This is a genomic window from Octadecabacter antarcticus 307 (assembly GCF_000155675.2).
Lineage (GTDB): Bacteria > Pseudomonadota > Alphaproteobacteria > Rhodobacterales > Rhodobacteraceae > Octadecabacter > Octadecabacter antarcticus.
Window position 1 is genome coordinate 1,743,085 of the sequence record NC_020911.1, and the last position, 25,581, is coordinate 1,768,665.

The 25,581-nt window shown below is 53.2% G+C and carries 24 protein-coding genes and 3 pseudogenes; 17 read left to right on the top strand and 10 right to left on the bottom strand.

The features are described from left to right. Positions 1-142: 142 nt before the first annotated feature. From merF to OAN307_RS08950, 4 genes are read right to left on the bottom strand one after another with little or no spacing between them, the layout of a single operon-like run. The gene (merF, locus tag OAN307_RS26135; RefSeq protein WP_015499460.1) at positions 143-352 is read right to left on the bottom strand and encodes a mercury resistance system transport protein MerF; all 210 of its coding nucleotides are present in this window, start codon (positions 350-352) and stop codon (positions 143-145) included. Then, entirely contained in the window at positions 333-596 is a 264-nt protein-coding gene (locus tag OAN307_RS29860) for a hypothetical protein (RefSeq protein ID WP_051067975.1), read from the bottom strand. The genes merF and OAN307_RS29860 overlap by 20 nt, the downstream gene beginning before the upstream one ends. A 7-nt stretch (positions 597-603) precedes the next feature. Further along, positions 604-900 carry a heavy-metal-associated domain-containing protein gene (locus tag OAN307_RS08945; protein WP_015499461.1) on the bottom strand — a complete coding sequence of 99 codons (297 nt, stop codon included), beginning with the start codon at positions 898-900 and terminating at the stop codon, positions 604-606. Between the two features lie 11 nt (positions 901-911). Continuing rightward, positions 912-1,316 (bottom strand): mercuric transporter MerT family protein, encoded by a 405-nt coding sequence (locus tag OAN307_RS08950; RefSeq protein ID WP_015499462.1) that lies wholly within the window; start codon positions 1,314-1,316, stop codon positions 912-914. Positions 1,317-1,390: 74 nt separating this feature from the next. Here OAN307_RS08950 and OAN307_RS08955 point away from each other — a divergent pair, with 74 nt between their 5' ends. The 3 genes from OAN307_RS08955 (at position 1,391) to OAN307_RS08965 (ending at position 3,149) form a co-directional block, all read left to right on the top strand. Further along, the gene (locus tag OAN307_RS08955; protein WP_015499463.1) at positions 1,391-1,810 is read left to right on the top strand and encodes a MerR family transcriptional regulator; all 420 of its coding nucleotides are present in this window, start codon (positions 1,391-1,393) and stop codon (positions 1,808-1,810) included. 401 nt (positions 1,811-2,211) lie between these two features. Continuing rightward, entirely contained in the window at positions 2,212-2,583 is a 372-nt protein-coding gene (locus tag OAN307_RS08960) for a hypothetical protein (protein WP_044043464.1), read from the top strand. Between the two features lie 167 nt (positions 2,584-2,750). After that, on the top strand, positions 2,751-3,149 hold the full coding sequence (locus tag OAN307_RS08965; protein ID WP_144055545.1) for a hypothetical protein: 399 nt from the start codon (positions 2,751-2,753) through the stop codon (positions 3,147-3,149). A 290-nt stretch (positions 3,150-3,439) separates the two neighbouring features. Here the strand turns inward: OAN307_RS08965 and OAN307_RS08970 are convergent, their stop codons facing one another. Next, positions 3,440-4,357 carry a DMT family transporter gene (locus OAN307_RS08970; RefSeq protein ID WP_015499465.1) on the bottom strand — a complete coding sequence of 306 codons (918 nt, stop codon included), beginning with the start codon at positions 4,355-4,357 and terminating at the stop codon, positions 3,440-3,442. A 416-nt stretch (positions 4,358-4,773) separates the two neighbouring features. Between OAN307_RS08970 and OAN307_RS08975 the strand changes: the two genes are divergently transcribed. The 4 genes from OAN307_RS08975 (at position 4,774) to OAN307_RS08995 (ending at position 11,027) form a co-directional block, all read left to right on the top strand. Next, positions 4,774-6,576: an ATP-dependent nuclease gene (locus OAN307_RS08975; RefSeq protein WP_051067976.1), complete on the top strand. Its 1,803-nt coding sequence runs from the start codon at positions 4,774-4,776 to the stop codon at positions 6,574-6,576. Beyond that, positions 6,569-8,023, top strand: a complete 1,455-nt coding sequence (locus OAN307_RS08980; protein ID WP_015499468.1) for a UvrD-helicase domain-containing protein — start codon at positions 6,569-6,571, stop codon at positions 8,021-8,023. Before OAN307_RS08975 ends, OAN307_RS08980 begins: the two co-directional genes overlap by 8 nt. Positions 8,024-8,598: 575 nt before the next feature. After that, positions 8,599-9,861 (top strand): site-specific DNA-methyltransferase, encoded by a 1,263-nt coding sequence (locus OAN307_RS08990; RefSeq protein WP_015499469.1) that lies wholly within the window; start codon positions 8,599-8,601, stop codon positions 9,859-9,861. A gap of 314 nt (positions 9,862-10,175) precedes the next feature. Beyond that, positions 10,176-11,027, top strand: coding sequence for a HEPN domain-containing protein (locus OAN307_RS08995; RefSeq protein WP_245541007.1), 852 nt, complete (start codon positions 10,176-10,178; stop codon positions 11,025-11,027). Positions 11,028-11,223: 196 nt separating this feature from the next. On the opposite strand, the gene OAN307_RS09000 is transcribed toward OAN307_RS08995, so the two are convergent. Then, entirely contained in the window at positions 11,224-11,766 is a 543-nt protein-coding gene (locus OAN307_RS09000) for a DUF3489 domain-containing protein (protein WP_044044593.1), read from the bottom strand. Between the two features lie 180 nt (positions 11,767-11,946). Here OAN307_RS09000 and OAN307_RS09005 point away from each other — a divergent pair, with 180 nt between their 5' ends. The 4 genes and pseudogenes from OAN307_RS09005 to OAN307_RS09015 all read left to right on the top strand — a co-directional run. Then, complete coding sequence (locus tag OAN307_RS09005; protein ID WP_015499472.1) at positions 11,947-12,519, top strand: hypothetical protein; 573 nt, start codon at positions 11,947-11,949, stop codon at positions 12,517-12,519. Further along, positions 12,467-13,848 (top strand): annotated as a pseudogene (locus OAN307_RS09010) (phage terminase large subunit family protein); the annotation flags it as partial. The gene OAN307_RS09005 and the pseudogene OAN307_RS09010, both read left to right, overlap by 53 nt. After that, positions 13,837-13,932 (top strand): annotated as a pseudogene (locus tag OAN307_RS29415) (ATP-binding protein); the annotation flags it as partial. The pseudogenes OAN307_RS09010 and OAN307_RS29415, both read left to right, overlap by 12 nt. Before the next feature lie 195 nt (positions 13,933-14,127). After that, positions 14,128-14,904, top strand: a pseudogene (locus OAN307_RS09015) (tyrosine-type recombinase/integrase); the annotation flags it as partial. A gap of 579 nt (positions 14,905-15,483) precedes the next feature. Here OAN307_RS09015 and OAN307_RS09020 read toward each other — a convergent pair. The 3 genes from OAN307_RS09020 to OAN307_RS09030 all read right to left on the bottom strand — a co-directional run bounded on the left by OAN307_RS09020 (position 15,484) and on the right by OAN307_RS09030 (position 18,214). Beyond that, positions 15,484-16,914 (bottom strand): DUF6880 family protein, encoded by a 1,431-nt coding sequence (locus OAN307_RS09020; protein ID WP_015499473.1) that lies wholly within the window; start codon positions 16,912-16,914, stop codon positions 15,484-15,486. 233 nt (positions 16,915-17,147) lie between these two features. Continuing rightward, entirely contained in the window at positions 17,148-17,864 is a 717-nt protein-coding gene (locus OAN307_RS09025; RefSeq protein WP_015499474.1) for an LrgB family protein, read from the bottom strand. Continuing rightward, positions 17,861-18,214, bottom strand: a complete 354-nt coding sequence (locus tag OAN307_RS09030) for a CidA/LrgA family protein (protein WP_044043468.1) — start codon at positions 18,212-18,214, stop codon at positions 17,861-17,863. The genes OAN307_RS09025 and OAN307_RS09030 overlap by 4 nt, the downstream gene beginning before the upstream one ends. 430 nt (positions 18,215-18,644) lie before the next feature. On the opposite strand from OAN307_RS09030, the gene OAN307_RS09035 reads away from it, so the two are divergent. From OAN307_RS09035 to OAN307_RS09060, 5 genes are all read left to right on the top strand, one after another. After that, on the top strand, positions 18,645-19,556 hold the full coding sequence (locus OAN307_RS09035; RefSeq protein WP_015499475.1) for a hypothetical protein: 912 nt from the start codon (positions 18,645-18,647) through the stop codon (positions 19,554-19,556). Between the two features lie 591 nt (positions 19,557-20,147). Continuing rightward, positions 20,148-21,635 (top strand): YfjI family protein, encoded by a 1,488-nt coding sequence (locus OAN307_RS09045; RefSeq protein WP_015499476.1) that lies wholly within the window; start codon positions 20,148-20,150, stop codon positions 21,633-21,635. 44 nt (positions 21,636-21,679) lie between these two features. Continuing rightward, positions 21,680-22,018 (top strand): hypothetical protein, encoded by a 339-nt coding sequence (locus OAN307_RS09050; RefSeq protein WP_144055546.1) that lies wholly within the window; start codon positions 21,680-21,682, stop codon positions 22,016-22,018. 318 nt (positions 22,019-22,336) lie between these two features. Beyond that, positions 22,337-22,543, top strand: a complete 207-nt coding sequence (locus OAN307_RS09055) for a cold-shock protein (protein WP_015499478.1) — start codon at positions 22,337-22,339, stop codon at positions 22,541-22,543. A gap of 310 nt (positions 22,544-22,853) precedes the next feature. Continuing rightward, a complete protein-coding gene (locus OAN307_RS09060) occupies positions 22,854-23,219 on the top strand; it encodes a DUF6481 family protein (RefSeq protein WP_015499479.1) in 366 nt (121 codons plus the stop codon). A gap of 312 nt (positions 23,220-23,531) precedes the next feature. On the opposite strand, the gene OAN307_RS09065 is transcribed toward OAN307_RS09060, so the two are convergent. Next, complete coding sequence (locus OAN307_RS09065) at positions 23,532-24,767, bottom strand: MFS transporter (RefSeq protein WP_015499480.1); 1,236 nt, start codon at positions 24,765-24,767, stop codon at positions 23,532-23,534. A gap of 553 nt (positions 24,768-25,320) precedes the next feature. Here OAN307_RS09065 and OAN307_RS31225 point away from each other — a divergent pair. Beyond that, positions 25,321-25,551 carry a hypothetical protein gene (locus OAN307_RS31225; RefSeq protein WP_083902940.1) on the top strand — a complete coding sequence of 77 codons (231 nt, stop codon included), beginning with the start codon at positions 25,321-25,323 and terminating at the stop codon, positions 25,549-25,551. Positions 25,552-25,581 lie beyond the last annotated feature (30 nt).

The following is a 25,581-nucleotide window of genomic DNA, read 5'->3' on the forward strand; positions in this document are numbered from 1 at the left end:
ATCGCGCAAAGATCGAATATAAAACTGCGACCGCAATTATTGGAACTGCCATCATCATCAGGCCTGTAGCCATTCCAAATATAGAGCAACCATCGCTGCCCAAAGAGTTCATCATCATGTTTTTTCCCTTTTTACTGTGCGATTAAGTGCGAGATTGACTGTATTTCCGCCAAAGTGCATATGCTGTCAGCAAGATGAATATTCCTAGAGCTGGAAATAAAACGTAGTCGAGGTAACCGACGACAGCCGACAGGCCGACAACGCCGAACAGCACAACCAAAACTGGTGTGAAGCAGCACAGTGCGGCTATCACCGTGCCGACGATGCCCGTTTTAAGAAGTTTGTCGTTCACTTTGGCCGTCCCTTTCAATTTCTTGATTGCGTCTGCGCACCCGTATGAAACTGCGCGTCGCCAAAAATGCGATGCTACCAAGTGTTGCGACAAGCGCCGTTGCAAGCACATTGGCACCAGTCAGGAACCCAGTCGTGCCGAAGAACAAGGCTCCGATCAGAGCCGCCTTTCCGCCACAGCAGATCACGACGACAGGTGCAGCGACGATGAAGGCCAGCAAACCTCCTGTTGAGCTATCTTTCATATGCGGCTCAGGAATTACTGTCATCGGTGTCAAGCTCAGCTTCGTAACCCGCGGACGTAGAGGCGAACGCAATATCTGTTGCACTGACAATGGCGTCATCAAAGACAACCAGCGCCGTTCTGGTGTCGGCGTCAGCAGTTACTGTTAGAACCCCATCGACGCCGCTCATCGCTGATTCAACGATGAAGGGGCAGCTGGCACAAGTCATGCCGGGAGCTGAGAATGTGACTGTTTGCTCTGCCGCAAAGACAGGGGCGGCAGCCATAAAGCCAATCAGGGCGAAAACGGAGGTGCGGAGTTTCATTATATGTCCTTTCACAGACCAAGAAGAATGGGGGCGACGACCGGCGCGATCCAGCTCCAGAACAGCGCGATCACGATAAGAAGTGTTGATGCCCAAAGCGCAGATTTAACCAGCCGGTTAGGAAGTGGTCGCGCACAGGTGTCGCCCTCTGCACAGGTCTTGGGCTTGCGATAAACCATCCAGTAGCCATAGCCGAGGAACCCCAGCGTAATCACAATGAAGATTGGCTTGTAGGGTTCAAGCGCTGTCAAATTGCCAATCCATGCACCGGACACGCCAAGACTAAATAGGATCAACGGAACAATGCAGCACGTTGAAGCTGCAAGAGCACCAAGAATGCCGCCCGCAGCAATCATGCGTGCCTTTCGGCTGTCAGGGTCGCTCTGGTTTAGGTCAACGTCTAGGGTGTCAGTCATGCAAGCACTGGCAATTTAGGTTTCTTAATGTAGGATGCGGTCTGTAGCCACTACAGAAGCAAGAGGTTTTTTCGATGTCCGACTTCACGAACGCGCGAGGTTATCCGATTGGCGAAATGTCCAAGCGCACTGGCGTAAATATTGAAACAATCCGATACTACGAGCGCATTAAAATCATGCCGCAGCCGGATCGCACAGAAGGGGGCAACCGCCAGTATAACCACGACCAGCTTAAGCGGCTGTCATTCATCAAAACATCGCGTGAACTTGGGTTCAGCATTGATGAAATCCGTGCATTGCTGGAAATGGTGGACCGGCAAGATTTTACGTGCGGCGAGGTGCATGGATTGACCATTGGGCATCTAGCCTCTATGTGCGAAAAAATCAAAGGGCTGCGGAAGTTGGAGAAAGCGCTTGTAGGAATGGCGGCAGAGTGCAGCCAAGGCGATGTGCCAGAATGTCCTATTCTGGAGACGCTGTTTGAGGCACGGTGAATTTAGGGTGCTACACCATTAGGCCGTGAGACTTAGCGGACATTGAATAACTCAAGGTCAACGGTCGGTTTATCCGCACTGCCGTCACTCGCCCTTGGTAAATGCTGCGCGATGCACGAATGGCCGGTCTGGGGAAGCTGCGGCGCGGCATCGGAGTGGTCGGCGGAAGTCAGCTATGGGCCGTGTGTGACGCTGCATGATTAGATTGATGGTGGCGATGCTGTGGAGCGGCTAAGGTCCGCAGTGAGCCCAATGTACTCTACTTCTGCAACGCAGTGGAGGGCGGCGAAGGGCGGTTGTATGTGTTCATCGGTGAGTTTTAAAGACTGCTCCACATTGACTTCCTTACGCAAAAGAATACACAACATATATTATGTTATGTAATTTAGGGAGGCAATGACATGAACATGTGGTTTCTGGCTGCGAGCGCAACCTCGTTTGCAATAACACTACTTCACATATTTGCCGGTGGTCCGATCTACGCGACTCCGATGTTGGCCGCAAAAGAACTTGACGCAGTCGTTAGGTACCTAAACTACTATTGTTGGCATTTGGTTTCGATCAGCGTGACGCTTATGGCAGCTGCTTTTGCATGGTCGGGTCTCGTCGATGATGCGTGGGAAGCTGCCATTATAGGAACCGTCACGGCTACCGCCTATTGTGTCTGGGGACTTGCATTGGTGACCATCAAACGACAGCGTTTTCGCGATATGCCACAGGGTTGGTTGTTTCTACCTGTCGCCGTACTGGGGCTATTCGGGATCATAGGATGATGCCTGCGCGGTTCACAAAAGATGATTGGCTAGCTTTTGGGTTGAGCCAGTTGGCTTCTGACGGCCCAGACGCGCTTAAGCTCAGTGCGCTTTGTGCCGCCGCACATAAAACGATTGGGTCGTTTTACCATCACTTCAAGGATCAACCCGCCTACTTTGAGGCTCTGTTGGAGTACTGGAAAAAGAAAAACACCGGCGATATAATTGAACAACTTTCAGCGCTCCCTGACAGCATTGGCAAAGCAAAACATTTAAAAATCATTGCCATGGCAATGGATCAAACAGAAGATGTTGGCATTCGTATTTTGGCCCAGAAAAACGCGATAGCTTCCGGTGTCGTGACTGCGGTCGATCAGATGCGGATCGAATTCATGAAAAGCCTCTATCAGGATCAACTGGATCTATCTGAGCAGGATGCCCAACTTCTGGCCCAGCTCGAATACGCGGCCTTCGTGGGAACCCAAACCATATGGCCCAACAGTCCAATTGAACATGGCCAGTCCCTCTCAGCGCTATTCCATAAGTTAGTCAAGGCGCGCTACGCAGCTGAGTCGCCAAGGTCGTAGGATTAGCAATTGTACCTCCCCTCCTTTGAAGGGAGCCGCCTCAATATTTATGAGGATGAGAGCCATTCAACGCCAGAATTGAACCTTTTGCTCCGCTGGCCCTCGCAATTCTCGTCGACCCGACCACAGCAAGCGGTCGTTAGAGCACGTAAAGCTAAGGGCAGAAAAGTCCGCTGACTGACGTTTTAGCCCATAAATGCTGCGCTCTGCACGAATGGCTGCAATGGCGGGCTGCATCTCAGCCCCGTAGAGTGGTGGTGAAGGTCTGCAAAGGGCGCCGATAGCGCCGGTTAGGCTGGTTTGTTTCGCCGACGTTCTCGCCAAACGACCAACACCCCGCCGACGACGATTAGGATCGAGCCAGGGAAGAGGTCCTGTATTGGCGCTTCGCCAAAGAACACCCAGCCGAAAAAGAACGCCATCGGAATGCCGAAATAGCTAAATGGGGCAAGGTTGCTTTGTTCAGTCATCCTGAATGATACAATCAGAAGCAATACAGCGGTTCCCCCAAACCCTCCCATTGCCACAATCCACGCGAGATCGGACGCAGATTGGACAGTCGAAAAACCACCGAGGAGCAGCGCAAGCACTACCGATCCGACAACGGCAAAGCCCGTGGAATACAAGTTGACCAGTGTGCTTGGCACTTCTTCATCGATTAGCCGTGCCGTTACTCCAGTCAGCGCGTAGAGCGCAGCGGCACCCAGTGGTAAGAGGGACGCCAAAATAAATGTCTCACGCCTCGGACCTATCACCATCACAACGCCTACAAAGCCAATCAGCACTGCGACCCAACGGATTAAACCTACTCGCTCCCCCAGTAGCAGCACCGCAAAGGCCGTCATGAAAAGCCCGCTGGAATAGGAAATTGTCGTTGCACTGGCGAAGGCTATCAGGCCCAGAGATAGATAGAACATTAACTGGGCAAAAGTGACTATCAGACCCCGCGCGCAGATCAAGCCCCATTGGCGGACACGCAGACGACGGCCGCTTCGGTGCCAGGCGGGCGATGACCAAAGCGCGATAAAGCTGGGTACCAGTCCAAAGATATTGCGGTACGCGGACAGTTCCGCCGCACCATAATCAGCAGACAGACGTTTGATGACCAACCCCATCAGATCAAAAAATACAAGAGAAACAAGACTGAGAACAACCGCTAGGGTGACAGACCCAGTCGGGATTACCGGTTTTTTCCTGACATCGGCCATTCAACAGTCCTGTGCGGCATCTCCTATATCAACAGTATCTATAAAGTATCAACAGTATCTATAAAGGGCTGCCTTTGACATTCAGTTTGTGACACGCAGAGGCGGTAAAAAATCGTTGGCGTGTAAACATTCAATTTTTTCTCTTGCTGCGAACGGCAGAAAAGTCGGCTGACCGACCATAAAGCCGAGGAAATGCTGCGCGTGTACGAATGTCAGAAGTGCTAAAGCTGCGTCGCAGCGTCCCAAGGGGTGGCCAAAGTAGGCTCTGGGGCGTTCGTGTCATTCGACCCCAAGGGCGGGAACCGGACCTTCGCTGCAACTGTAACATTCTATGCCAACCGCAGAAAACCAGACATTGGAAGTCCGACAGCACCGTTCCCTGCGTTTAATGGGTTGCAAGTGTGGCTGGCTCCTTGATGATGGGTGAATTAAAAGTATTCACTCAATTTTTTGGAATCTATCAAATGCGTATCGCACACATTTCAATTTTGGAATTCAGGGGCATTAAATCACTTGAGTGGTCACCGTCACCGAACGTGAATTGCCTTATCGGTCCAGGTGATTCCTGCAAGACAACTGTATTGGATGCTATTGAAATCGGCTTAAACCCACGCTTCGGGTTCTCCGGGAGTGATCCCGACTTGTTTGGTTGCGATCCAGCAAGCAAACCAGAAATTTGCCTCACTCTCGTTCAGCTTCCAGAAGAATTAATTGTTGAGCATAGGTACGGTTTATTTTTGCGTGGTTGGAGCGACGCAGACAGAAAAATCAACGACGAACGAGCCGAGGGCGATATTCTGGCCCTAACTGTAAAAGCATCACTTGATCCGGACACGCTCGAATGGCGTTGGGAAATTTTCAATGAACGCCTCGAAGGCGAGCCTCCGCGTTTCGGATTCAAAGACGCCAAGTTGACGGCCCCCAACCGGCTTGGGGAATACGCAGACCGTCATCTCACATGGGGTCGAAGCTCTGCGCTTGGTAGGCTTGAGAAGGGGCCGAATGCATCGGAGCTACTGGCCACTTCAGTTAGGCAAGCAAAGACATCGTTTGCTGCCGGAGATCGAACATCGTTCGACGATGTTGTTAAGTTGACGGAGAAGGTTGGTGCAGATTTTATGGTGCCGAAGTCAGCGAGTTACGAGGCCCAATTGGACATTCACTCTGGTATGCTGGCGTCCGGCGCGGTTTCTTTACACGATGGCGGCCTCCCGCTAAGGACGCTTGGTAGTGGATCGTCACGCCTGATGGTTGCCGGTCTGCAAAACTCAGGCCCAACTGAAAATATCATGCTTGTTGATGAGCTCGAATTTGGGTTGGAGCCTCATCGCATATTGCGCTTGTTGCGTTATTTGCGATCTGGGTTCCCACAGGATGGGGATGCGCCGCCTATTGTCCACCAAACATTCCTGACGACACATTCTCCAGTTGTTGTTTGTGAATTGGATGTTGCAGAACTGTTTTGTGTTCGTAAAAACGCAGGCAGTATTGCAGTTAAATGCGCGCGGCCAGAGGAAGGAAAAGAGGATACGGCACAGCGGCACATTCGGTCCAGTCCACATGCGTTCCTAGCCCCACGCTTGTTGATTGGTGAGGGGCGAACGGAGGTTGGTTTTTGGCGTGGCCTTGACGACCTTTGGTGTAATGAAGGCAAGGAGTCCTTCGCCTATCAGGGAGCCGTTGCGATTGATGGCGGCGGGAACGACAATGCTGTAAAGCTTGGTCTGCATATGCAAAATCTCGGTTACCGCTGTTTCGTATTGCTGGACTCTGATGTTGAGGTCTCAGCAGGCACCAAGCATGCCTTAAAGGAGATCGGAGCCCAAGTTTCTGAATGGTTAGACAACTGCGATATTGAACGCAGGGTTTTTCTCGACGTTCCATGGGCAACTGTAACGGCAATAGTTAATTATGCCATCGAAGTCGTCGGCGAAGGAAAGGTTCTGAACAATCTTCACTTGGCTGCCCCAGAGGGGCCGGGCATTGATCGAGCGGCGCTAAACGCGCTTGTTGACACTGAGGATAATCGTAAACGGCTGGCAACGGCGGCCACTCTGAAAGTCGAAAAAAAGCCGGGCATCAAAGAAGATCGATCATGGTTCAAAGATATGACGCGTGGCGAGCAATTAGGAACAATTGTCTTCGGTTGTCTCAAAGACATTCCGGAGACCCCACTTGCGAAAACGATAAATGAAGTGAGGCAGTGGATTGATGCCTGAGCTTTCCCAAGAGGAAGTCACGGCCATCATTCGTGCGACGAAAGCAGGCAGCGTGATTGCGGCTGCCGGATGCGGGAAAACTGAGCAAATCGTGCGGACGGTGAAAGCTATTAGCGATGATCCGGAAGTGTCGAGGCGCTGCCTTATTCTTACACATACATTTGCGGGCGTTGATGTACTGCAAAAGCGGCTACGCAAGCTAAACGTGCCAGCGTCGTCCTATCAGCTCGATACAATCGCGAGTTGGTGTCTGCGGTTTGCGAAAAGCTACCCAAATACTTCGGGGATCAAAAAGACTAATCCTCAAAGCAACAATGACTGGGCAGCAGTCTATCCCGCTGCGGTCAAGCTGCTTGAATTGGGTGGCATCGATGACGTGATCTTTGCTACGTACGCTTGCGTTTTCGTCGATGAGTATCAGGACTGTAGCGCGCACCAGCATGAGTTAATCGTGGGGCTTAAGCAGCTTGTTCCTGTCTGTATTTTTGGGGACCCGCTGCAATCAATTTTCGAATTTGATGGCGTGGTAGATTGGGACGATGTCGTTGAAAAGGATTTTCCCAATATCGCAAAGTTGACTACGCCGTGGCGCTGGAAGAACGAAAATGCCAACTCAGAGCTTGGACAGAAGCTGGTCGAGATGAGAGAGCAGATCGAAGCGGGTGCCCCCTTAGGTTTCCGTAAGGACGAAAGTGGTATTCAGCGCCAATGGCTACCAGATGATCCAGGATTTCGGTCCGGAAAAGTCAGGAGAATATGCCTCGAAACCATAGATTTGGAAGGCACGTTAGTGGTCGTGGCGCAGTCCGCATCCGAGGCAAGTCGGGAGAATATTGCCAAAAAGCTTGCGAAACAGAGGTTTGCCGTCGTTGAACCTCTTTCCTGCAAGCCGCTCGCCAAGCATGTCAAATTGATTGAGGAATCCAACAATGCGGGCAGGCTGTCTGCGGTCTTAAACTTTGTTAAGCTCTGCGTCGTCGGGCTTCGGGTTGATTTCGCGAACTCCGTTAATTCACACAAAAACGGCAAAAGTGCTGGTCGACTGAAATTCGGAGAGCTTATCGACGTCGGAGATCGCGTTACTAAGCCAGATGGGTTGATGCATGTGCTGGACCTTATTGAAGGAATTTTGGGCCGAAACGACATTTTCCCGTATCGTCGCGAAATCCTCAGCATGATGCTCTCGGCACTTCGAACATCAAGAACCACAGGGGCTGCGCTTTCAGAAGCGGCAGGGGATGTGGGAGCTAAGTCAAGGCACTTGGGGCGTCACGTTGCCAGAAGGTGCGTGGGTAGCACGCTCCTTCTGAAAGGCTTGGAATTCGAGCATGTAGTAATCGTGGAATACGCTGGGATGACCAAAGAGGATTGGTATGTCGCTCTCACGCGAGCGACAAAATCAGTTATCGTTTTGTCATCCTCTGCAATAGTTGTCTTTGCTAAATAGCGACGCGCGTTTTGAGCTGCACTTAAAAACCAATGATTGTTTGCGCCCGCGGCGAAAGTCCGGTCTTGTGAAGCTGCACCCGACTTCGTCAAGTTCCGCTAAGGGCCGGAAGTGAAGCCCCCCCTGGCATGGTTCCTCCCCGCCCCCAAACGTATGCGGGGGGGCTAAGCGCGGCACTTCGCTAGCGAAAGTGGATTTTGTGGGGGAATCCACTTGGAATCCACCTGTCGCATAATATTCGGAAATTACGACTCATTATCAAAGGCTTGCGGAATCACGACGTCGGCGTGCTGGATTCTTTTGCGGAAGCCAGGGAATCCAGTTTGTGGAAGCCACCGCGCCGGAAGGCAGCCAGCGGAAGCCACCTGCTGGGAAGCCATTGAATCCACATCAGTTTTCCATTTGACAAAGCTGCCCCCCCTTGACCTATCTGTTGATCATCGAAGAATAGCGCCTGCAGGTATCCCCTCGCAGGCGATTTCTTTTTTCTCCACATCGCGGATGTTGATTCTGCCGCTGCCACTATTGGTCGCGCGCATCGCTCTGTCCGACCTGCCCAAAATGAAAGCTGCCAAATGGATCTGGTCTTTGCACCGAGCGAGATCGAAACCTGGCCGATCGACCGTTTGCGCCCCTATGCCCGCAATGCCAAGATCCACGGTACAGATCAGGTGGCCAAGATCGCCGCCAGCATGGCGAAGTTTGGCTGGACCGTGCCCTGCATGGTGGCAGACGATGGTGAGCTGATCGCTGGGCATGGTCGGGTGCTGGCGGCGGCGATGTTGGGGCTGAAGGACGTGCCGGTAATCCGGCTGAGCCACCTCGATGAAGCGGAACGCCGGGCCTACCGCATCGCCGACAACAAGCTGACCGAACTGGGCGACTGGGACGAGGCGATGCTGCGCGACGAGGTCGCGGGACTGTTAGCTGAGGATTTTGACCTCTCACTTCTGGGCATCACTGACGCAGATCTGGATGCCTTGCTGCGTAATCCTGACGCGCTGTGCGGCGACGAGCAGGTTGAGGGCGAGGATGACATTCCCGAACCGCCGGTCACGCCGGTATCTGTTGTGGGCGACCTCTGGCGGCTCGGGTCGCACCAACTGATCTGCGGCGACAGCACATCCGCCGATGTGGTCGGGCGGCTGCTGGGCGATGTGAAGCCGCAGCTGATGGTAACCGATCCGCCCTATGGCGTGAAATATGACCCGTCCTGGCGCAACCAGGTGGGTGCCGCCAAGACCAAGCGCACCGGCAAGGTGCTGAACGACGACCGCGCCGACTGGCGCGAAGCGTGGGCGCTGTTCCCGGGCGATGTCGCCTACGTCTGGCATAGCGCGCTGCATGCGGCGACGGTGGCTGAGAGCCTGATGGCGACGGGTTTCAACGTTCGGTCGCAGATCATCTGGGCCAAGGACCGGCTGGTGCTCAGCCGTGGTGATTACCACTGGCAGCACGAGCCGTGCTGGTACGCGGTGAAAAAGACCGGCAAGGGCCACTGGGCCGGGGACCGCAAGCAAACCACGCTGTGGCATATTTCCGGCAAGGACCAAGACGCTACCACCGTCCACGGCACACAGAAGCCTGTGGAATGCATGCGTCGCCCGATCCTGAACAATTCTAGCCCCGGACAGGCGGTATATGAACCTTTCATGGGATCCGGCACCACGCTGATCGCGGCGGAAACCACTGGGCGCGTCTGCTTCGGGATCGAATTGAACCCTGCCTATGTTGATGTGGCGATCGAGCGGTGGCAACAGTTCACCGGGGCGAATGCGGTACTGCCCGAGACCGGCGAGACCTTCACCGACCTAAAGGCCAAGAGGCTGGCTACGTGAGCACTTTTCCGTTTTCTGTGCTGCAGCGGGAAATGACAGCCAAAGCGGTGGTAAAGCTCCGGTCGGATTGAGCAAAATAAGGTGCAGCCTGCAATAACCGCGCTGCGGATGCACCGATGTCAGCTTTCGGGAAACCCTTCCAAAAACGGTAGTTTTTGGAAGGGTTCATATTGGCGCAATATTTGGTAATATTGGCAGATTGCGGACTTTCGCAGCAGCCATGAAGAATTCATGATTAAGTTCACATCAGCAAGACCAGTTTTGCCTAGCTATTTTCAAATCCAAGTAGAGGAACAACTGTGTTCAATACTCCTTTGAACCACTTTAAATCAGTCTTTGCGCACAAGTTTTTTGTCGCACCGTCCGACCGCAACTACTTCTTCGCGAGATTTGCCAAAACCTACGGCATCAATGAAGAATTTTGGTGGCAGGCGCTTCAAACAATCGAAAAGCTTTTGAAAGCTGGCCTTGTTCTCAATGGGGTATCCGTGAAGAGCGGATATAGCCACGACATTGAAAAGCTCTGGAATAAACACAAGGAGGTTTTCGGAGATTTAGCAGTTACTGACCTAACAAGACCGGACAAACTTGCTGAAAGATTCTGGACCGATAACCTTCTTGAAAATTTTATTGCTAGAATGAACCAGATGGGACATCCCGATAGCCGTTACGGGCTGCTCTCCTACAGCAACAACAATGATGATATGTTCAAATTTGATCAACTCGCCTTTGAACTTCGTCGAAGGACAATTGGCTTAGACTGGATTGTCGGCAACGACTTCCCAGACAAAGAACTAACTGATTTCTATGGGCAACCCTACCGTAACGTCATTACGCAACACTCGGAGCATCAAATTCGATCAATGAAGTCACCAACAGGTTCATTCGGCGTGATAGGCGCAAACCTTGAGGATATTGTTCATTCATGGAATTTCTCTTATTTTCGAAATGATGCCGACTTGGAACGACTGACACCTCCAACGGTTGCACCCGTAATGGCTGGGTTTGGTAACTCCTACCTCTACCTCCTGTGGGAAAACATAAATGACGCCGAGGTCACTAACCTTGCAAGGGAACAGGTTGAATGGTTGTTGGGGAATATCCAGATCGGACGAGATGCCGAACGCGAATTCCGAAAAGTACTGGTAGCGGATAGCACAGACTGAGGCGATGATTGAAGTCTGCTATGAACCAAAAACCCTCCTTTTTGGAACACCCACAAACTACCTCATCCAACGCTGCCACAAACCCCGTTCAAAACCTAACTAGTTGTTGAAGGTTTTTGCCTTTTTCGTAACAGCAGCTGTTCGCTGCGTTACAGAATTTCGTCACTCTAGGCTCTGAGCCGCCATTAGTCAGATTTTAGTCGCGCTGGCCAATCCGATAAACCCGCCCTCGGCCTTCCTCCTTCACTGAGGTCACGACCAGCCCGAGTTTCTTGCGCAAAGCACCCGACATGGCACCGCGCACGGTGTGGGCCTGCCAGCCGGTGGCGGCGATCATCGCCTCCATCGTGGTGCCTTCAGGGGCTTGAAGCATAGCGATCAGCATCGCCTGTTTGGTCCCTACGCGTGGAGTTAGCGGCTTGAGCGCAGGTACCTCGGCAGCGCGTTTACGAATGGCAGCTATCGTCTGCACAACTACCGGTTCAATCCCAATGGCCAAAAGACCTGCCTCGGTGACCACCAGTGTCGTGCCATGGCCGTCGCCGGTTTCACGCCGGATCAGCTCGCTCTTGCGCAGGTCGGCGTCGACCTTCTGCAGCCAGCCGTGCATCATCATCTTGGTGACGGCCATCTTCGCGGCCGCGCCATGCAACCCTTTGGGCAGCGGCAGGGCGATGTTGTCGGGGCGCTGGGCCCCGGCGCTGAGAACAATGGTTTGGGTTTCAGTGAGTTTGATCATGGTCGCCTCTGAGTTTACGGCGCGCGAGATGCAGCACACTTCTACAAGGCAAAGTCCCGCCATGACGGGATATCCGGGGGTGAGTTGCATCGTTCTGGTGTAATTAGAATCGCTCTGTCACGCAGTACAATCAACTGAATAACGAGCAATATCATTGCTTTAATAGAAGCGGACAGCGCCATGAAGGGTATGAGCGAACGGGAATATTCAGCCCACTGTGGCCTCTCTCGCGGGGCGATCCAGAAGGCCCGCAAGGCTGGACGTCTGGTGGTCTACGGCGATCTGTCGATCAACGCGGCGGGGTCCGATGCGCGCCGCGCGGTGATGACTGATCCAGACCAGCAGCGGCGTAGTACGGGTGGCGATACCGGGTTTTCCGGGCCAGTGGACAGCTCGTCGTATCTGAAAGCCCGCACGGCGTTGACGGTCTACCAGGCGCAGGAAAAGCAACTGGCGATCCAGAAGAAAAAGGGCACGCTTGTGGATCGCGCCCGGGCCGAAGCGCTGGTGTTCCGGCTGGCGCGGCAGGAGCGCGACACTTGGGTCACCTCGCCCGCACGCGTGTCAGCACTGATGGCTGCCGAAGTGGCCGCAGAAGTGGAAAAACAATCCGGCAAACCGGAGCGACCGGGACGTCCAGAGCGACCAGGACGTCCAGTGATCATCGAGGCCGCGATCCTGCAGAGGGTGATGGAAACCCATGTCAGAGCGCAACTCGACGCCCTGGCCGATCTCAGGGTCGACCTCGGGTGATACCAACGACCTAACCGCTGATCTCGATCTGGGGTTTGACGGAGCCGAAGACATCCTTCGGTCCTGGCGTCGCGGCATGCGCCCAGATCCTGACCTGACGGTGTCTGAATGGGCAGATCAGCACCGCAAACTGTCGTCGCGGGCCAGTGCGGAACCGGGTCAGTATCGTACCGCACGGACGCCGTACTTGCGTGAGATCATGGATGCGCTGTCACCGCGCCACCCGGTACAGCGGATCAGCTTCATGAAGGCCGCGCAGGTTGGGGCGACCGAGGCTGGCAACAACTGGATTGGCTTTGTGATCCACCACGCACCTGGCCCGATGCTGGCGGTGCTGCCGACATTGGAGATGGCCAAGCGCACCTCGCGCGGGCGGCTCGATCCGCTGATCGCGGAAAGCCCGGCTCTGCGGGAACGGGTCAATCCGGCACGGTCACGCGACGCTGGCAACTCGATGCTGTCCAAGGAGTTTCCCGGCGGCATTCTGGTGCTGACCGGGGCCAACTCTGCCACTGGCCTGCGCTCAATGCCCGCGCGCTACATCTTTCTGGACGAGGTCGACGCCTATCCGGCCTGGGCCGACGAGGAAGGCGATCCAGTCACTCTGGCGGAAGCGCGCACCACCACCTTCTCGCACCGGCGCAAGGTGTTCATGGTCTCGACCCCGACGATCCGGGGGTTGAGCCGGATTGAACGCGAATATGAGGCCTCTGACCAGCGGCGCTACTTCGTGCCATGTCCGCACTGCAGGGCGATGCAATGGCTGCAGTTTGAGAGGCTGCGCTGGGACAAAGGTCAGCCTGATACGGCGGCCTATCACTGCGAAGGCTGTGAGAAGCCCATTGCAGAGCATCACAAGACGCAGATGCTGGAGCGGGGCGAATGGCGGCCAACGGCAGTATCAGCTGATCCGTATTCCATCGGCTTTCACCTCTCGGCCCTCTATTCACCACTGGGCTGAAAAGCTGGCAGCAGATCGCGCGGGACTGGCTGGCGGCCCAAGGGTCCGAAGAGATGCTGCGTGCGGCGCGCAACACCCTGCTGGGCGAAACATGGGTGGAATCTGGCGACGCACTGGAATGGCAGCGGCTGGCGGAACGCCGTGAAGCCTTCGGGACACAAATCCCCGAGGGTGGTCTGTTCCTGACCGCTGGCGTTGATGTGCAGAAAGACCGCATCGAGGTTGACGTCTGTGCTTGGGGTCGCGGGTTGGAAAGCTGGCTCGTGGATCACATCGTCATCGCCGGTGGTCCCGACGATCCGGCCTGCTGGGACAAGTTGACGGCGCTACTTGGACGCACTTGGAGCCACGCCAATGGCGCGCTGCTGGATCGACTAACTCATCACGTCCACATTCTTGAGATGAACGGCGAAAGCTATCGGCTCAAGCACAGCCGCAAAGCCCGACAATAATCAAAACACATCACGATCAGAACAATGCGGGCCTAGCGGCCAGCATGCGCTTCGGCACGCGTTCGCTATATGACAAGCACACCCGCCAAAGCGCCGCAAAACACCAAACGCAGTGGACCCTTTTTACCCCGCGTATTAGGTCCCTTATTGCGCTGCGATTGACATGCCCTCCGGTAAAGCCGGGCCGGTTCATGACTTGCACGCCCCAAGCTTCGTTCTGAGACCAAAAAGATCGGGATGCGCGCCCAGCTTACGCTGCATCTGAAAGACTGGATGCGCCTGCCGCTCGACGAGATCAGCAAAGCGATGACAGTGCGCCGTCATCATGACATGGCTGGATCGCCGTCAGCAGCCAATCATGTGCTTCGCAGCTTTCGCACCATCTACAACCATGCCCGCCGGACTGGTGATTTACCGGAATGTCCGACGATGGCGATTGAATGGTTTGAAGATAAGCCGGACGGGCGGATTATTGAGGACCTGAAGCACTGGCGGAAGACGATTGATGATCTGCCCAACCCAATCCATCGCATATTCTACGAGCTGATTTTGTTTACCGGCCTGCGCAAGACCGAGGTGTTCACCTTGAAGTGGGAGCAGATACAGGAAGACCGGATTCATCTGCCAATGACGAAGAATGGCCGTAGTTTTGATCTTCCAATTTCGCAACTGCACCATGAGATCTTGGCACCGCTTCGTCCCCTGAGTAGAGATTGGGTGTTTCCGTCGCCAAAGTCAGAGTCAGGCCACATCACAAGGCCAGAAAGGCTCAAGTATAATCCACATATGCATCGCCGGACATTCGCGACAGTTGCGATGGAAGCAGGTGTGCTGGAAGAAATTGTAGGACGACTGCTCAATCATACGCCGCTGTCGATCACGGGACAGAGATATACACGACCGTCCTTGGATGCATTGCGTCCGTCGATGGAGATTGCGTGCAACGAAATTCTGAGCCGCATCGACAACTGAGACGGTCAGAAACGAAGGGTGCCAGCGTCAAACAACTGGGCACATCAAAATGTGGCATGGGTAGCAATTGATAGTTTGGGATCACAGCCGCCGTTCGCTGTGCATTATCCAGATGCCCGCTGTGAAGACCTAAGTGGACCCTTGTGCGAAATGCCGCAAAGGTCGACTTCGAGACTGGAGTGACTGATGCTGCGACACTCATATTTTGTCATGAAGGGCGGGGAGTAGTCATTCGCTGCAGTAGCGAAAGCAACACACCTCGACAACGAAAGCAGACATTCAGCAGGAGGTGCGCATATTGCAGCACTGCCTGCATAAGCTTAACTGGTGCAGCAGAGCCCCAGACAAGTACGATGAGGTCATAGAGGCACGGCGGACCAAAATTGACGAAGACCTCGTTGGCTGAAACAAGGCATTCATCAAATCCTTGTCATGTCATGTCATGTCATTTCAATGCCATTTTCAAAATGAATCGAGAAGGCGTTTGACGTCTGGCACTATGGGGATGCCACAGCGCGGCGGAACTCGTCACAGTCAATTTTCGTTAAGGGCCGTTCGCGTTGATGGTTTGGTCTACACCTATTTTAATTTGGCCCAAAACGACGTTTTACGATCATGAGCCATGCGGAGCGTTTCAAAATAGTCGGCGTGGGATTGGAATGTGCCATAGTCCTGGATGGCATCTTCAAGGGCTGAACAGTCTATCAGATGATCCGCCGCATGACCGTAGCGTGACGAACGTCCCTCACCTAAGGCATAGTCGATCATCGCACGCCACAACAGAACCGCTGGGAGCGGGTGGCGTTCTCGCAGAGCTTCGGCAGCAGGCGTCAATATATCATAGCGATTACCGTCGATCTCATCCGATCGGTTTTCAATCAGTTGGGCAGCAGACAGCAAGTCGGGCCATTCTAGAAAAAAGGACAATGCTGTGGAAAAGCTCGGATAGCCCAGAACGTGTGCTCTTGCCTTTTCTTCTGCCTCAACATCCTCAAAGTCGGGAAGAACTTTAATATAAGTACGCAAATGAGGTTGATCGAGCGTCTTTATAAAGCAAGACCAGCGGTGTGCTTGCGCATCTTTGGTACGCCCCAATGCTTCGAGAGTAGCGAGGTAACTGTGGTTCCACGCCTCTTGCCCAAAGTCGCGCCCGTCTTGTTCCACATCATCCAAAAGCGTCAATGCGTCATCAGTGCGGCCTTCTTTTATAAATAGCAGTGCCACCTCGGCAGCGATATCTTTGCGTCTCAAATCCTCTGGCGTGTATTGCGCGACATAGGCGTGCGTATCGCCTGCCGCCGCTGCGATTTCCTGAAGGCAGGACTGAACGAACCGTTCTTTACGCTCAGCGGCATAATCAGCATGACCCCCGCGCAACTCCCGCAGGAACAAGATTGCATCGTGCTGTTCGGCTTCAACATCAATGGGCTGAGCCGCGAAATCTTCGACGTGCTGCCTTAGCTGATCTAAGCCGGTTGCCCCGAGCGTGTCCGAGAGAATTGCAATGATCCCGTCCCATTCCCCGTACCCGTTGTCTTGGATGACATTCCAAACCCGCGCAGCCAGAGCCTCAACGCTCAACAACGCCAAAGGTGCGATAGCTTCAAAATGCAAAATAGCGGATCGGAAAACATCGCCAACATCGCCCCGGCTATCGTCAACGCGTTCATAGATAGATGGGGCAATCTCGATAAATTGCCAAAGCAACTCAAACGCCGACGATGGGTCCTCTGGCGCGATTTTTTCAACGATCATTACGACTTGTGTATCAATATCTTTGATCAGAGCTTTACGTTTGCGCCAGCCTACAAAACTGCTCGATTTTCGCAATGTCACAAGGCGTTTCCGGATTGCATGCACAAGCTCTGACGCACCCAGATTGTGGCTTAATTCCAATCGCAGACGACGTTTGATGTCCGCACTACCGGTGCTCACCTCAATCAAGAGGTCCGCCAATTTTTTCGCACCAAGAGCTTCAAGGTTATCTGTGTTCAAAGTCTTTTTTGACATGGTTCGAGCTTGTCAGTTTGAGTGAGCGAAAGAAAGTACCCTTCAGAACGTTTCACTGGTCACGTTACTTTGCAGACGCGGCGAAAGTCCGCTCTAACGGGCCGCACCGCAGCATGCCCAACGACCAGCCAATGTCGGCAATGGGCCGTTCACGTCGATCTGGCAGTAGGGGCTTCCGGCAAGATTATGCTGCGTCGCCGCATGTCCTGTTCGAGTACTGAGTTGTAAGGCTTTCAAACCAGCCAGCGCACCAACAGTGGTACGATCAGGCTTGTCAGCAGAGCGTTCAGTGCCATGGCGATGCCAGCATAGGCCCCTGCCAGAGGGTTTACCTGAAATGCGCGGGCCGTCCCAATTCCATGTGCGGCAACACCGACGGCAAAACCTCGCGCCCGCCAGTCGGTTATCCGCAGTAAATTCATCAAAGGTGTGACCGTCACAGCCCCGATGATCCCCGTCATAATGACCAACACTGCTGTCAGCGCCGGAATCCCTCCAATTGCTTCAGAGATGCCGAGAGCCACGGGCGCAGTAGTAGATTTTGGCGCCAATGACAGCAGGACCTCCATCGGCAGACCAAAGGCACGCGCCAGTATAATGGCCGAGCCTGCCGCGACGATCGAGCCTGTGAGCAAAGCCAGCACGATCGGCGCTACCGAGGTCCGGATTGTGTCTCGATTATCCCAAAGCGGTAAAGCCAACGCCACCGTCGCAGGACCAAGCAGGAAGTGGACGAATTGGGCACCCTCGAAATAGGTCGTGTAGTCTGTCTGTGTCAGCCAGAGCACTGGTGCAATCAAGAGGACCGACAGAAGCACGGGATTGGCCCAGGGTGGGTTGCCCAACTGCCGCGCCACCCCATCTGCGACCAGATAGGCGAGGATCGTAGTGGTGAGCCAAATCAGCGGTGAGGTTGCCAGGTAGCTCCAAAGGCTTGCGACGTCTGTCATGGGGCCCAGCTTTCGGTTGCGTGCCGAACGCCAATGAACGTTCCAACAGCAGCCAGCATGGAGAGCACCGTCGAAAGGGTCAGGATAGCCAGCAGTGCAATCCCGTCTGCCGACAAAACCTCGAAGTTGCCAATCACTCCGACACCCGCAGGCACGAATAGGAAAGACAGGTTCGCCAAGATGACTGTGGTGGTCGGCCTTAGCCGTTTTGCGAGTGTGGGCATTGTGGCGAGTATCAGCACGAGCAGGGCAAGACCCAGAACCGGGCCTGGCATTGGGAGGCCAAAGCCCCGCGCAGTCACTTCTCCCAAAAGCTGACAGCCCAAGAGCAGTCCGAGTGTATGGAGCATTCGTTTTCTCTCCTTAAGTAATAATCTAAATCATTCTGACGCCAAACACTTTTCAGAACCAATGGAAAAATTTCGCTCTGAGGCTGCACGAGATCGGCGCGCCTGTGCAAGAGTTGTCCAGCACCATCAGTCCAACAGTGGCAGTGGCCTCAAACTACCCAATACGCCAAACAGATCGTGTCGCTGTAACTTAAGAAGAGATACGCTGAGTGGCCTGAGCAGATCGTGGAGGATTTTTGACCATAAGGTTCCACCATCCGCTAGGGATTTGGCCAACTGGCACGATTTATGCGATCTCCTTGAACCGTTCTGAAATTTTACGCTTTTCAAGCGGCTCTTTGAAACGGGACAGCGCTTAATTTGACCGGCACTTGATGCGTTGCGCCTGGCCATGCAGGATGGCTGCGACGAGTTTGATTAAGGGGCGACCATGGTTGATAGGTCATTTGATTGGAAGATTTCTCGAGACACCTCACCGCCATTGCATGACTTGGCTGAGTTGCTGTCTGCATTTGAGATCGTTGAGGAAGTTGGTCCACGCTATGATGTCGGAAAACGACTGCAGCAACTCGAAGACGGTCTGTTCAATGGGATGCGCCTCAGATCAATCGCTGACGGACATCCGTTGAACTGGATCAATGGGTTTCGCCAAGCCAAGAATGAGATTTTGAAAAAGATCCCAGTCGGCAGCCAGAGCGCGCTGGACACGGTCATAGGTTTCAAAAAGCTCATGGCGGCCCGCACAGACTTGTCTTGGACCAATGACTCACCTGTTCTTCTGACAGATGAGTACCGGATCGAGCAGGAGCTGGTGTTCGTGCGTTCTAAGGCTAGCAACGAATATGTTACAGGAAGGCCAACTCTGCACTGCTATGCTCAGATATCGAGTGATTGGGCGCGATTTTTCGTTGAGCTTGATGCGATGGACTCTGCAATCACAACGCTGACATTGCGCTGCCTGAAGGAAGGTCGCGCAATTTGTGTTCTTGAAGAAGCCCCAGGACCACAGCTTCAGGTGCCTAGCCGTTGGGATACAAAGTCTGGGTTAAGGGGCCATGTGAAGTCTCGGTTCCTGCTGACCTGTGACTTGCCAGAAGCTTGGAACCTGAAAAAGATGGATGTTTTGGAACGGGCGGATCGCAAAAGAAAGGCTGAAGCGCTCCGTTGGCTTTACGCGGAGTATCGACGTATGGAATGGCCTTTGGAATTCCTGACCAAGGTTGAAGTTCGGACTTTGCTAGAGACCAAGTTTGGAATGAAAACCACAAAAGTCCGAGATGAAGTTTGGGAAGAGGCTCCGTTATCAAATTGGCGAGGTCGTGGGCGAAGGAAAAATACTTAACATAAGTAATTGATTTAGATGATTAAATAATCATCGCAGACTTGTCGCGAAAACTAGCCCTCTATTAAGCATCTCCCAATTATCCGAATCTCACCTCAATATTTAGCGAGGTAAGACGATGACGTTACGAGACGAACCTGACCGGTTGTTAAGCCGTGTCGAAGTAGAACAGCGTTTTGGGATATCGAGGCGGTTCTTGGAACTCGCAGTTGCGCGACGCAACGGTCCAAAGTTCGTCCGTATCGGAAGCCTGGTGCGGTACACCGTCAAGGATATCCGGGGCTGGATTGCCGAGAATACGCGGGAGACAAGGCAATGAAAAATGTCTCTGTCTGGTGGGCCGAACTCGAGATCCAAAAAGCTATCTCAATAATGGCGTGCCTTACGTTTCTCGCAAACGGCGTGCACTTGCAGTTGCTTCACATAGCAACTTTGAAACCTAGCGCTGTCAAGCATTGGGGGACCATCTACAGGCCGCCCTAATTTACACTCCGTATCTGTCTTTCCAATTCTGACCGTCAGAATACTGGCACATCAAAAAATACTGGAGCTAAATAATGCAAACTTACAAGTTATGCACAGGGGGAAGCTATGTCTTCACCTAACCAATCTGATCCTATCCCACTGCACGGTGAGTTAAGAGGAGCCGCGCCAATTCCGTGGCAGGCGCTTGGTCCGTTGGCTGAGCCCATCAAGGCTATCTTGACGCTGACGCAGGCACCGGATGCCATCGCGATGCAAAGTGTGTTTGCTGTGGCTAGTACCGCGACGCAGGGGCTTGTAAACGTGGAAGCCCTTCAAGGGGGTGTGCCCCTATGTGTATTCTTAATCACGGTTGCGCAATCTGGAGAGCGCAAATCAGCCTGTGACGGGTTGGCGACAGCCGCAATCAAGGAGGTTGATCAGGAGCGGGAACGTCAGTACCGCCGTAGCAAACGCCTTTTTGAAGCCAAACTGGCGGCGTTCCAGAAAGGTCTGCGACGTAAGACCAGTAGTGACTTTGACGTCATCGAAGGAGGTATCAATGATCCAAACGCTGATTTGGCTCCTGAACCACCGCTCGTTCCCACCATCTTGATAAGTGATCCGACCATCGAAGGGCTACATCGCCGATTAGAAACGGGAACGCCGTCCATTGCGGTTATTAGCGATGAGGGTGGCCAGTTCTTCGGTGGCCATAGTATGAAGCGGGAAAATGCGCTCAAAACAGTTGCGGGATTTTGTAAGCTTTGGGATGGTGCAATATTCAGCAAAAGCCGAGCATCGTCTGAACCAGTGGTGCTTTACGGGAAGCGGGTGACACTGCATTTGATGGTACAGCCAGGTGTGGCCCAGGATGTCGTTGGGGACCCGATGATGAAGGACCAGGGGTTCCTGTCTCGGGTGCTTATCGCTTGGCCCGACAGTAAGATTGGATCGCGCAAAATCAGTAAAGACCCAGTGTACATTGCAGCAAAACGCGAAGCGAAGGTCGTGCTGCTTGCTTACAATCAGCGCATTAAAGAGCTTCACAACCTTGAACTGCCTATTCATCCCGAGACACGGGCGGACCTAGACCCTCGCCAGTTGAATCTATCCGATCAGGCGCGTGCAAAACTTGAAGCGTTTTACAATCGCGTGGAATACGCCTCAAACAAGGGTGAGGCATTTGAATACATGACGGGCTTCGCGGCAAAGGCGCCAGAAATGGCCGCGAGGCTTGCGGGCGTGCTGACGCTTTATGCAGACGAGCATGCGTCCGAGATCACCGAAGAAATGATGTCGAATGGGATAGCTTTGATGGATTGGTATCTGTCAGAGATGATACGCATCATGGATACTGGTCGCCCCAACGAAGAACTTTGCGCGGCCGAAGAGCTGAGGCTGTGGTTGGTCAACCGATGGACAGGAGAGTTCATCAACAAGCGCACCATGATGACAAGGGGCCCAGGTCATCTGCGTGATGGGAACACTTTAGATATCTGTACCAAAAAGCTCGTGGAGCATGGCTGGCTAGTGCGTGGGACTGGGATACAGGTGATCGGTGGGTCCAATAGTCAGACGTTTTGGCGTGTCGTGCGTCCTGGGGTGATAGCATGAATGGGGCTGCTACTACAGGCGTCTGGGCATGCTTTGAAAACGCGATGGAAATCCTCCTGATTGTCGTGCCTGAAAGCGGTCGTGCATCTGCGCAAGGACCCTTGCGAGGGTCTTTGCCGCAAATGCCGCAAATGCCGCAGCCACAAGCGCCTGCACGCAGAGTTTTTTGTGAGGCGGGGGAGGAGGTCATAACTGGCGATTTTGGCATTTTGACGGATGCGATGCGGCGAGATTTTCATGTGCTGCGCAGGAGGCACCTACATCGTCGCGTAGTGTTGTTGAAACCGCCGCCCAAACCGGACTTTCACCCCATCTTCAAGATGCCGCAGTGCGGCCCGTCATTGCAGACCTTCGCTGCACCCGCGAAATCGCGTGATGCCTGAATTCACACAGTGCCGTCTGTTGTTGTACGTTGTTTTGTCTACCGACTACCTCGCGCGAGGGGTCTTGTTTGTGTCATCGTGCCGACGGTGCTAAATGCAATAAATGCGCAAAGTATTTTAGGACGTATATTGCGCGATTGTACGATATAGTTGACTGAGACAAAGAGAATAAGACTTGCTCAGTTGGGCGTGAGGGTCTACTCGAACCCAGCTAAGTTACCTCTTTCGATCATCTGCTCCTTACGGCTCAGTGTCCCGATCTAGCACTAACATAGCCGACCTGCCGTATTCCGCGGGCAGCACAAACGGAGACATACGATGGCCAATGGCACCGTAAAATGGTTTAATTCTACAAAAGGTTTTGGGTTTATTGCTCCTGAAGGCGGCTCCAAGGATGTGTTCGTCCACATCTCTGCCGTTGAGCAAGCAGGTCTAACCGGTTTGAATGATGACCAAAAAGTTACTTTCGATATCGAGTCTGGCCGCGATGGCCGCGAAAGCGCAGCTAATATCGTATTGGCTTGAGGCTGCTCCCGACATGGGATCACGCTGACAGATATTTGCGGGCGGATCGGAGACGATGCGCCCGCTTTTTAAACCCCATACAGGGGTTCAAGCTATTTGCAGGCCGTTCACGTAATATTTTTTTGAATCGAACCGGCGTCATGCCAATCGAGCATAATGAGCAAGCTATTGATTCATTGCGTCAACTGATTTTGTGTTTCGGCAGGACGAACTTAAAATTTAAACGAAAACAGCGCAATTAGTTGCCGCATCGATAAGGGCGTGCAAGCCCAATGATCCCTCCACAACACAAATGTGAGTCAAAACATATATGAATAACTCCAAACAAGATCGTTTTCCCGACCGCCTCAGGACCGCCTCTGAAGCCAAACAAAATAAGCTAGAGCGTTTCCGTGCCGCAGCTGTTAACCCAGAGAGACTGGCCGAACGCGCGCAAAAAGCTGAACTGGCCGCCACCCGCGAAGCAAAACGAAAGGCCAAAGCAACAAAGCTGCATCAGGAGAACGAAGCTCTCGAGCGACAGAAATCTGAGGATGCCAAGCGAGAGGCAGAGCAAGCCTCGTTGCGAGATGTAGCGTTGAAAACGGAGCTTGCAGATCAAGCAGTTACGCTTGAAGCGGAGCGCAAAGCAGAACGAGACCGACGCTACGCTGCGAGACGCAATCGGAAGCATTAATCGGACCGAAATTGTCGCCTTTGGTGAGTAACTCCCCTAATTATAAATAGATTTGTAAAATCTAGCTTCACTGCAGCCGTCAGCCGCATCGCCACGATCATGCTAGCCGCTCCGCAGCATCGCGACCATCAACATAATTATACAGCGTCACAAACGGCCCTTTGCAGACCTTTACCACCAATTTTCGATGCTGCGATGCAGCCCGTCATTGCGACCATTCGTGCAGAGCGCAGCAATTTAAAGGCTGAAACGTAGCTCTGCGCACAAAGCACCACTTCGTGGGGTCAGCACGAGAGTTTGCTTCACTGGCCACTATGGCAAATCAGCGTCAGTTGGAAATATCGCGGGTGACGCTGCTGATGTCTGGGCAAAGTGTAGCTTTTCAAACGGTTTTTTGCGTCTTTCAGTCAGTAAGCGAAAGATTATAAATAGGCCCAACAAGCATAAGATAGCGCCAATAAAGATAAAGAGCCCACCCGGCTGATTATCGCGCATAAATAATGATGCCGTGATCGGGCCTGCAGTTGCACCGATCGAGTATGACAACAGCAAGCCGCCGCTTGTCTCCACCATACGCTCGTTTGGGACAACGTCGTTTGCGTGAGAAATACACAGAGCGTAAATCGGGATCATCAATGCACCGTGGCAACCAGCTACAACAAAGGTAGCAAGACCATCTGGGACAATATCAACGCCAATTATGAGACCTGTTATAACCGTTCCAAATGCCGCCACTGAAATGACGACCCGTCGATCAATCCGGTCTGATGCCCAGCCCAACGGCCATTGCGATACAGTTCCACCCAACACATACGCTGCCATCAACAGCGCGACATCAGCTGTCTCCATGCCACGACCTTGCGCAAAAACAGGGCCGAGCGACCAGAAGGCCCCCTCGACGACACCCGCAAGTAAACAACCGACAACGCCAACTGGCGACAATCTGTAAAGCGATTTTAGATCAAGTCGTGCCGATGGTACCGGAGATGGAGCAGGTGTTGGCGTCAAACTGATTGGCACGATAGATAGACAGATTAAGATGGCGACCAAGATGAACAAGGTCGCATCCAATGTATCAAACGAATTGACCAATAGCTGTCCGACCATGGTGACGATATTACTAACAATAATGTAGATGGACAGCGTGCGTCCTCTGTTGGCATTACTTACGCTGTCGTTTAGCCAACTTTCGACAACAATATAGAGCATCGCTAAACACGCACCGCTCACGATGCGAAGGACAACCCAAAAAGCAAGATCAACGAACAAAGGAAAGGCCAGGAAAGTCGCCGTCAACAACGCCGTGATACCGGCAAATGTTCGGGCGTGTCCTACACTCATGATGATCTTGGGACCGAGAAAGCACCCTATTGTGAAACCACCGAAATATGCGGTGCCAAGCCAACCTATCAGGGCGCTAGAAAAGCCTTCCTGTGTCCCACGGATAGGTAGCAACGTCTGGAAAAGCCCATTGCCTGCAAACAGGAGCGCGGCGCAACTTAGTATTGCGAGAATAGTAACTGATGTTGTTGAACGAGAAGTGATCATGAAGTGTCTTCTTTCGAGCGCATGTTAGAAAACAGTCCTCTATTAGGCCGTCAAATGAAGCAAGCTGAAGTGTGAAGCCGAACATTTGTTCAGGTTGCAGCATCATGCAGTTTGGGCTCTCTGCCGCCATTAGATCGGGCGCAGCATTTTTGAGCTCGATCACCAAATGAACGGCAGCTTTCTCAAGATTGTCCCAGAGCCCGCGCAAATGCAGCGAAGGTCTGCGGTCCGCCCTTTGTGGCGGAATTAAACGCGCAAGCTTGAAGTGTTTGGGTCCTTCCTAGGCTTTTTCTACACAGGGGAAATTCGCATCCCGTTACGTACGACAGACGAAAATTTCGTAGGGTTGTGGTTAGGGTTGTTGTTGTTGATTGCTGCGGCGATGATGCGTCGCCTGCTAGTCTGACAACGAAGACGGCATCAGCGTAAGACGACTTACCTTCATGTAAAACGCACAGCAATAATGGGCCACAGAAACGGCTGCTACATAGCGCAGTTGTAGCGGAGTAAAATTCCGCCAGTTTGTGCCCTTCGTTTATTCGGAGGGCGGGAGATGTATTCTGTGGATATTTATAATCGTGTGCGCCGCGCTTGTTTGAAGGACGGTATGTCAGCCCGAGAAGCGGCTCGATATTTTAACAAGGACCGTAAGACGATCGCGAAGATGCTGCGTCATGCACTGCCACCTGGTTACCGCCGTTCAGAAGCGCCACGTCGCCCAACGCTTGATGATTATGTCGGTGTTATCGACGAGATCCTGCGCACTGGTCTTGTCACGGTTTAGTTCCCGTCTCTTTCGAGCAATGTTTGCTAT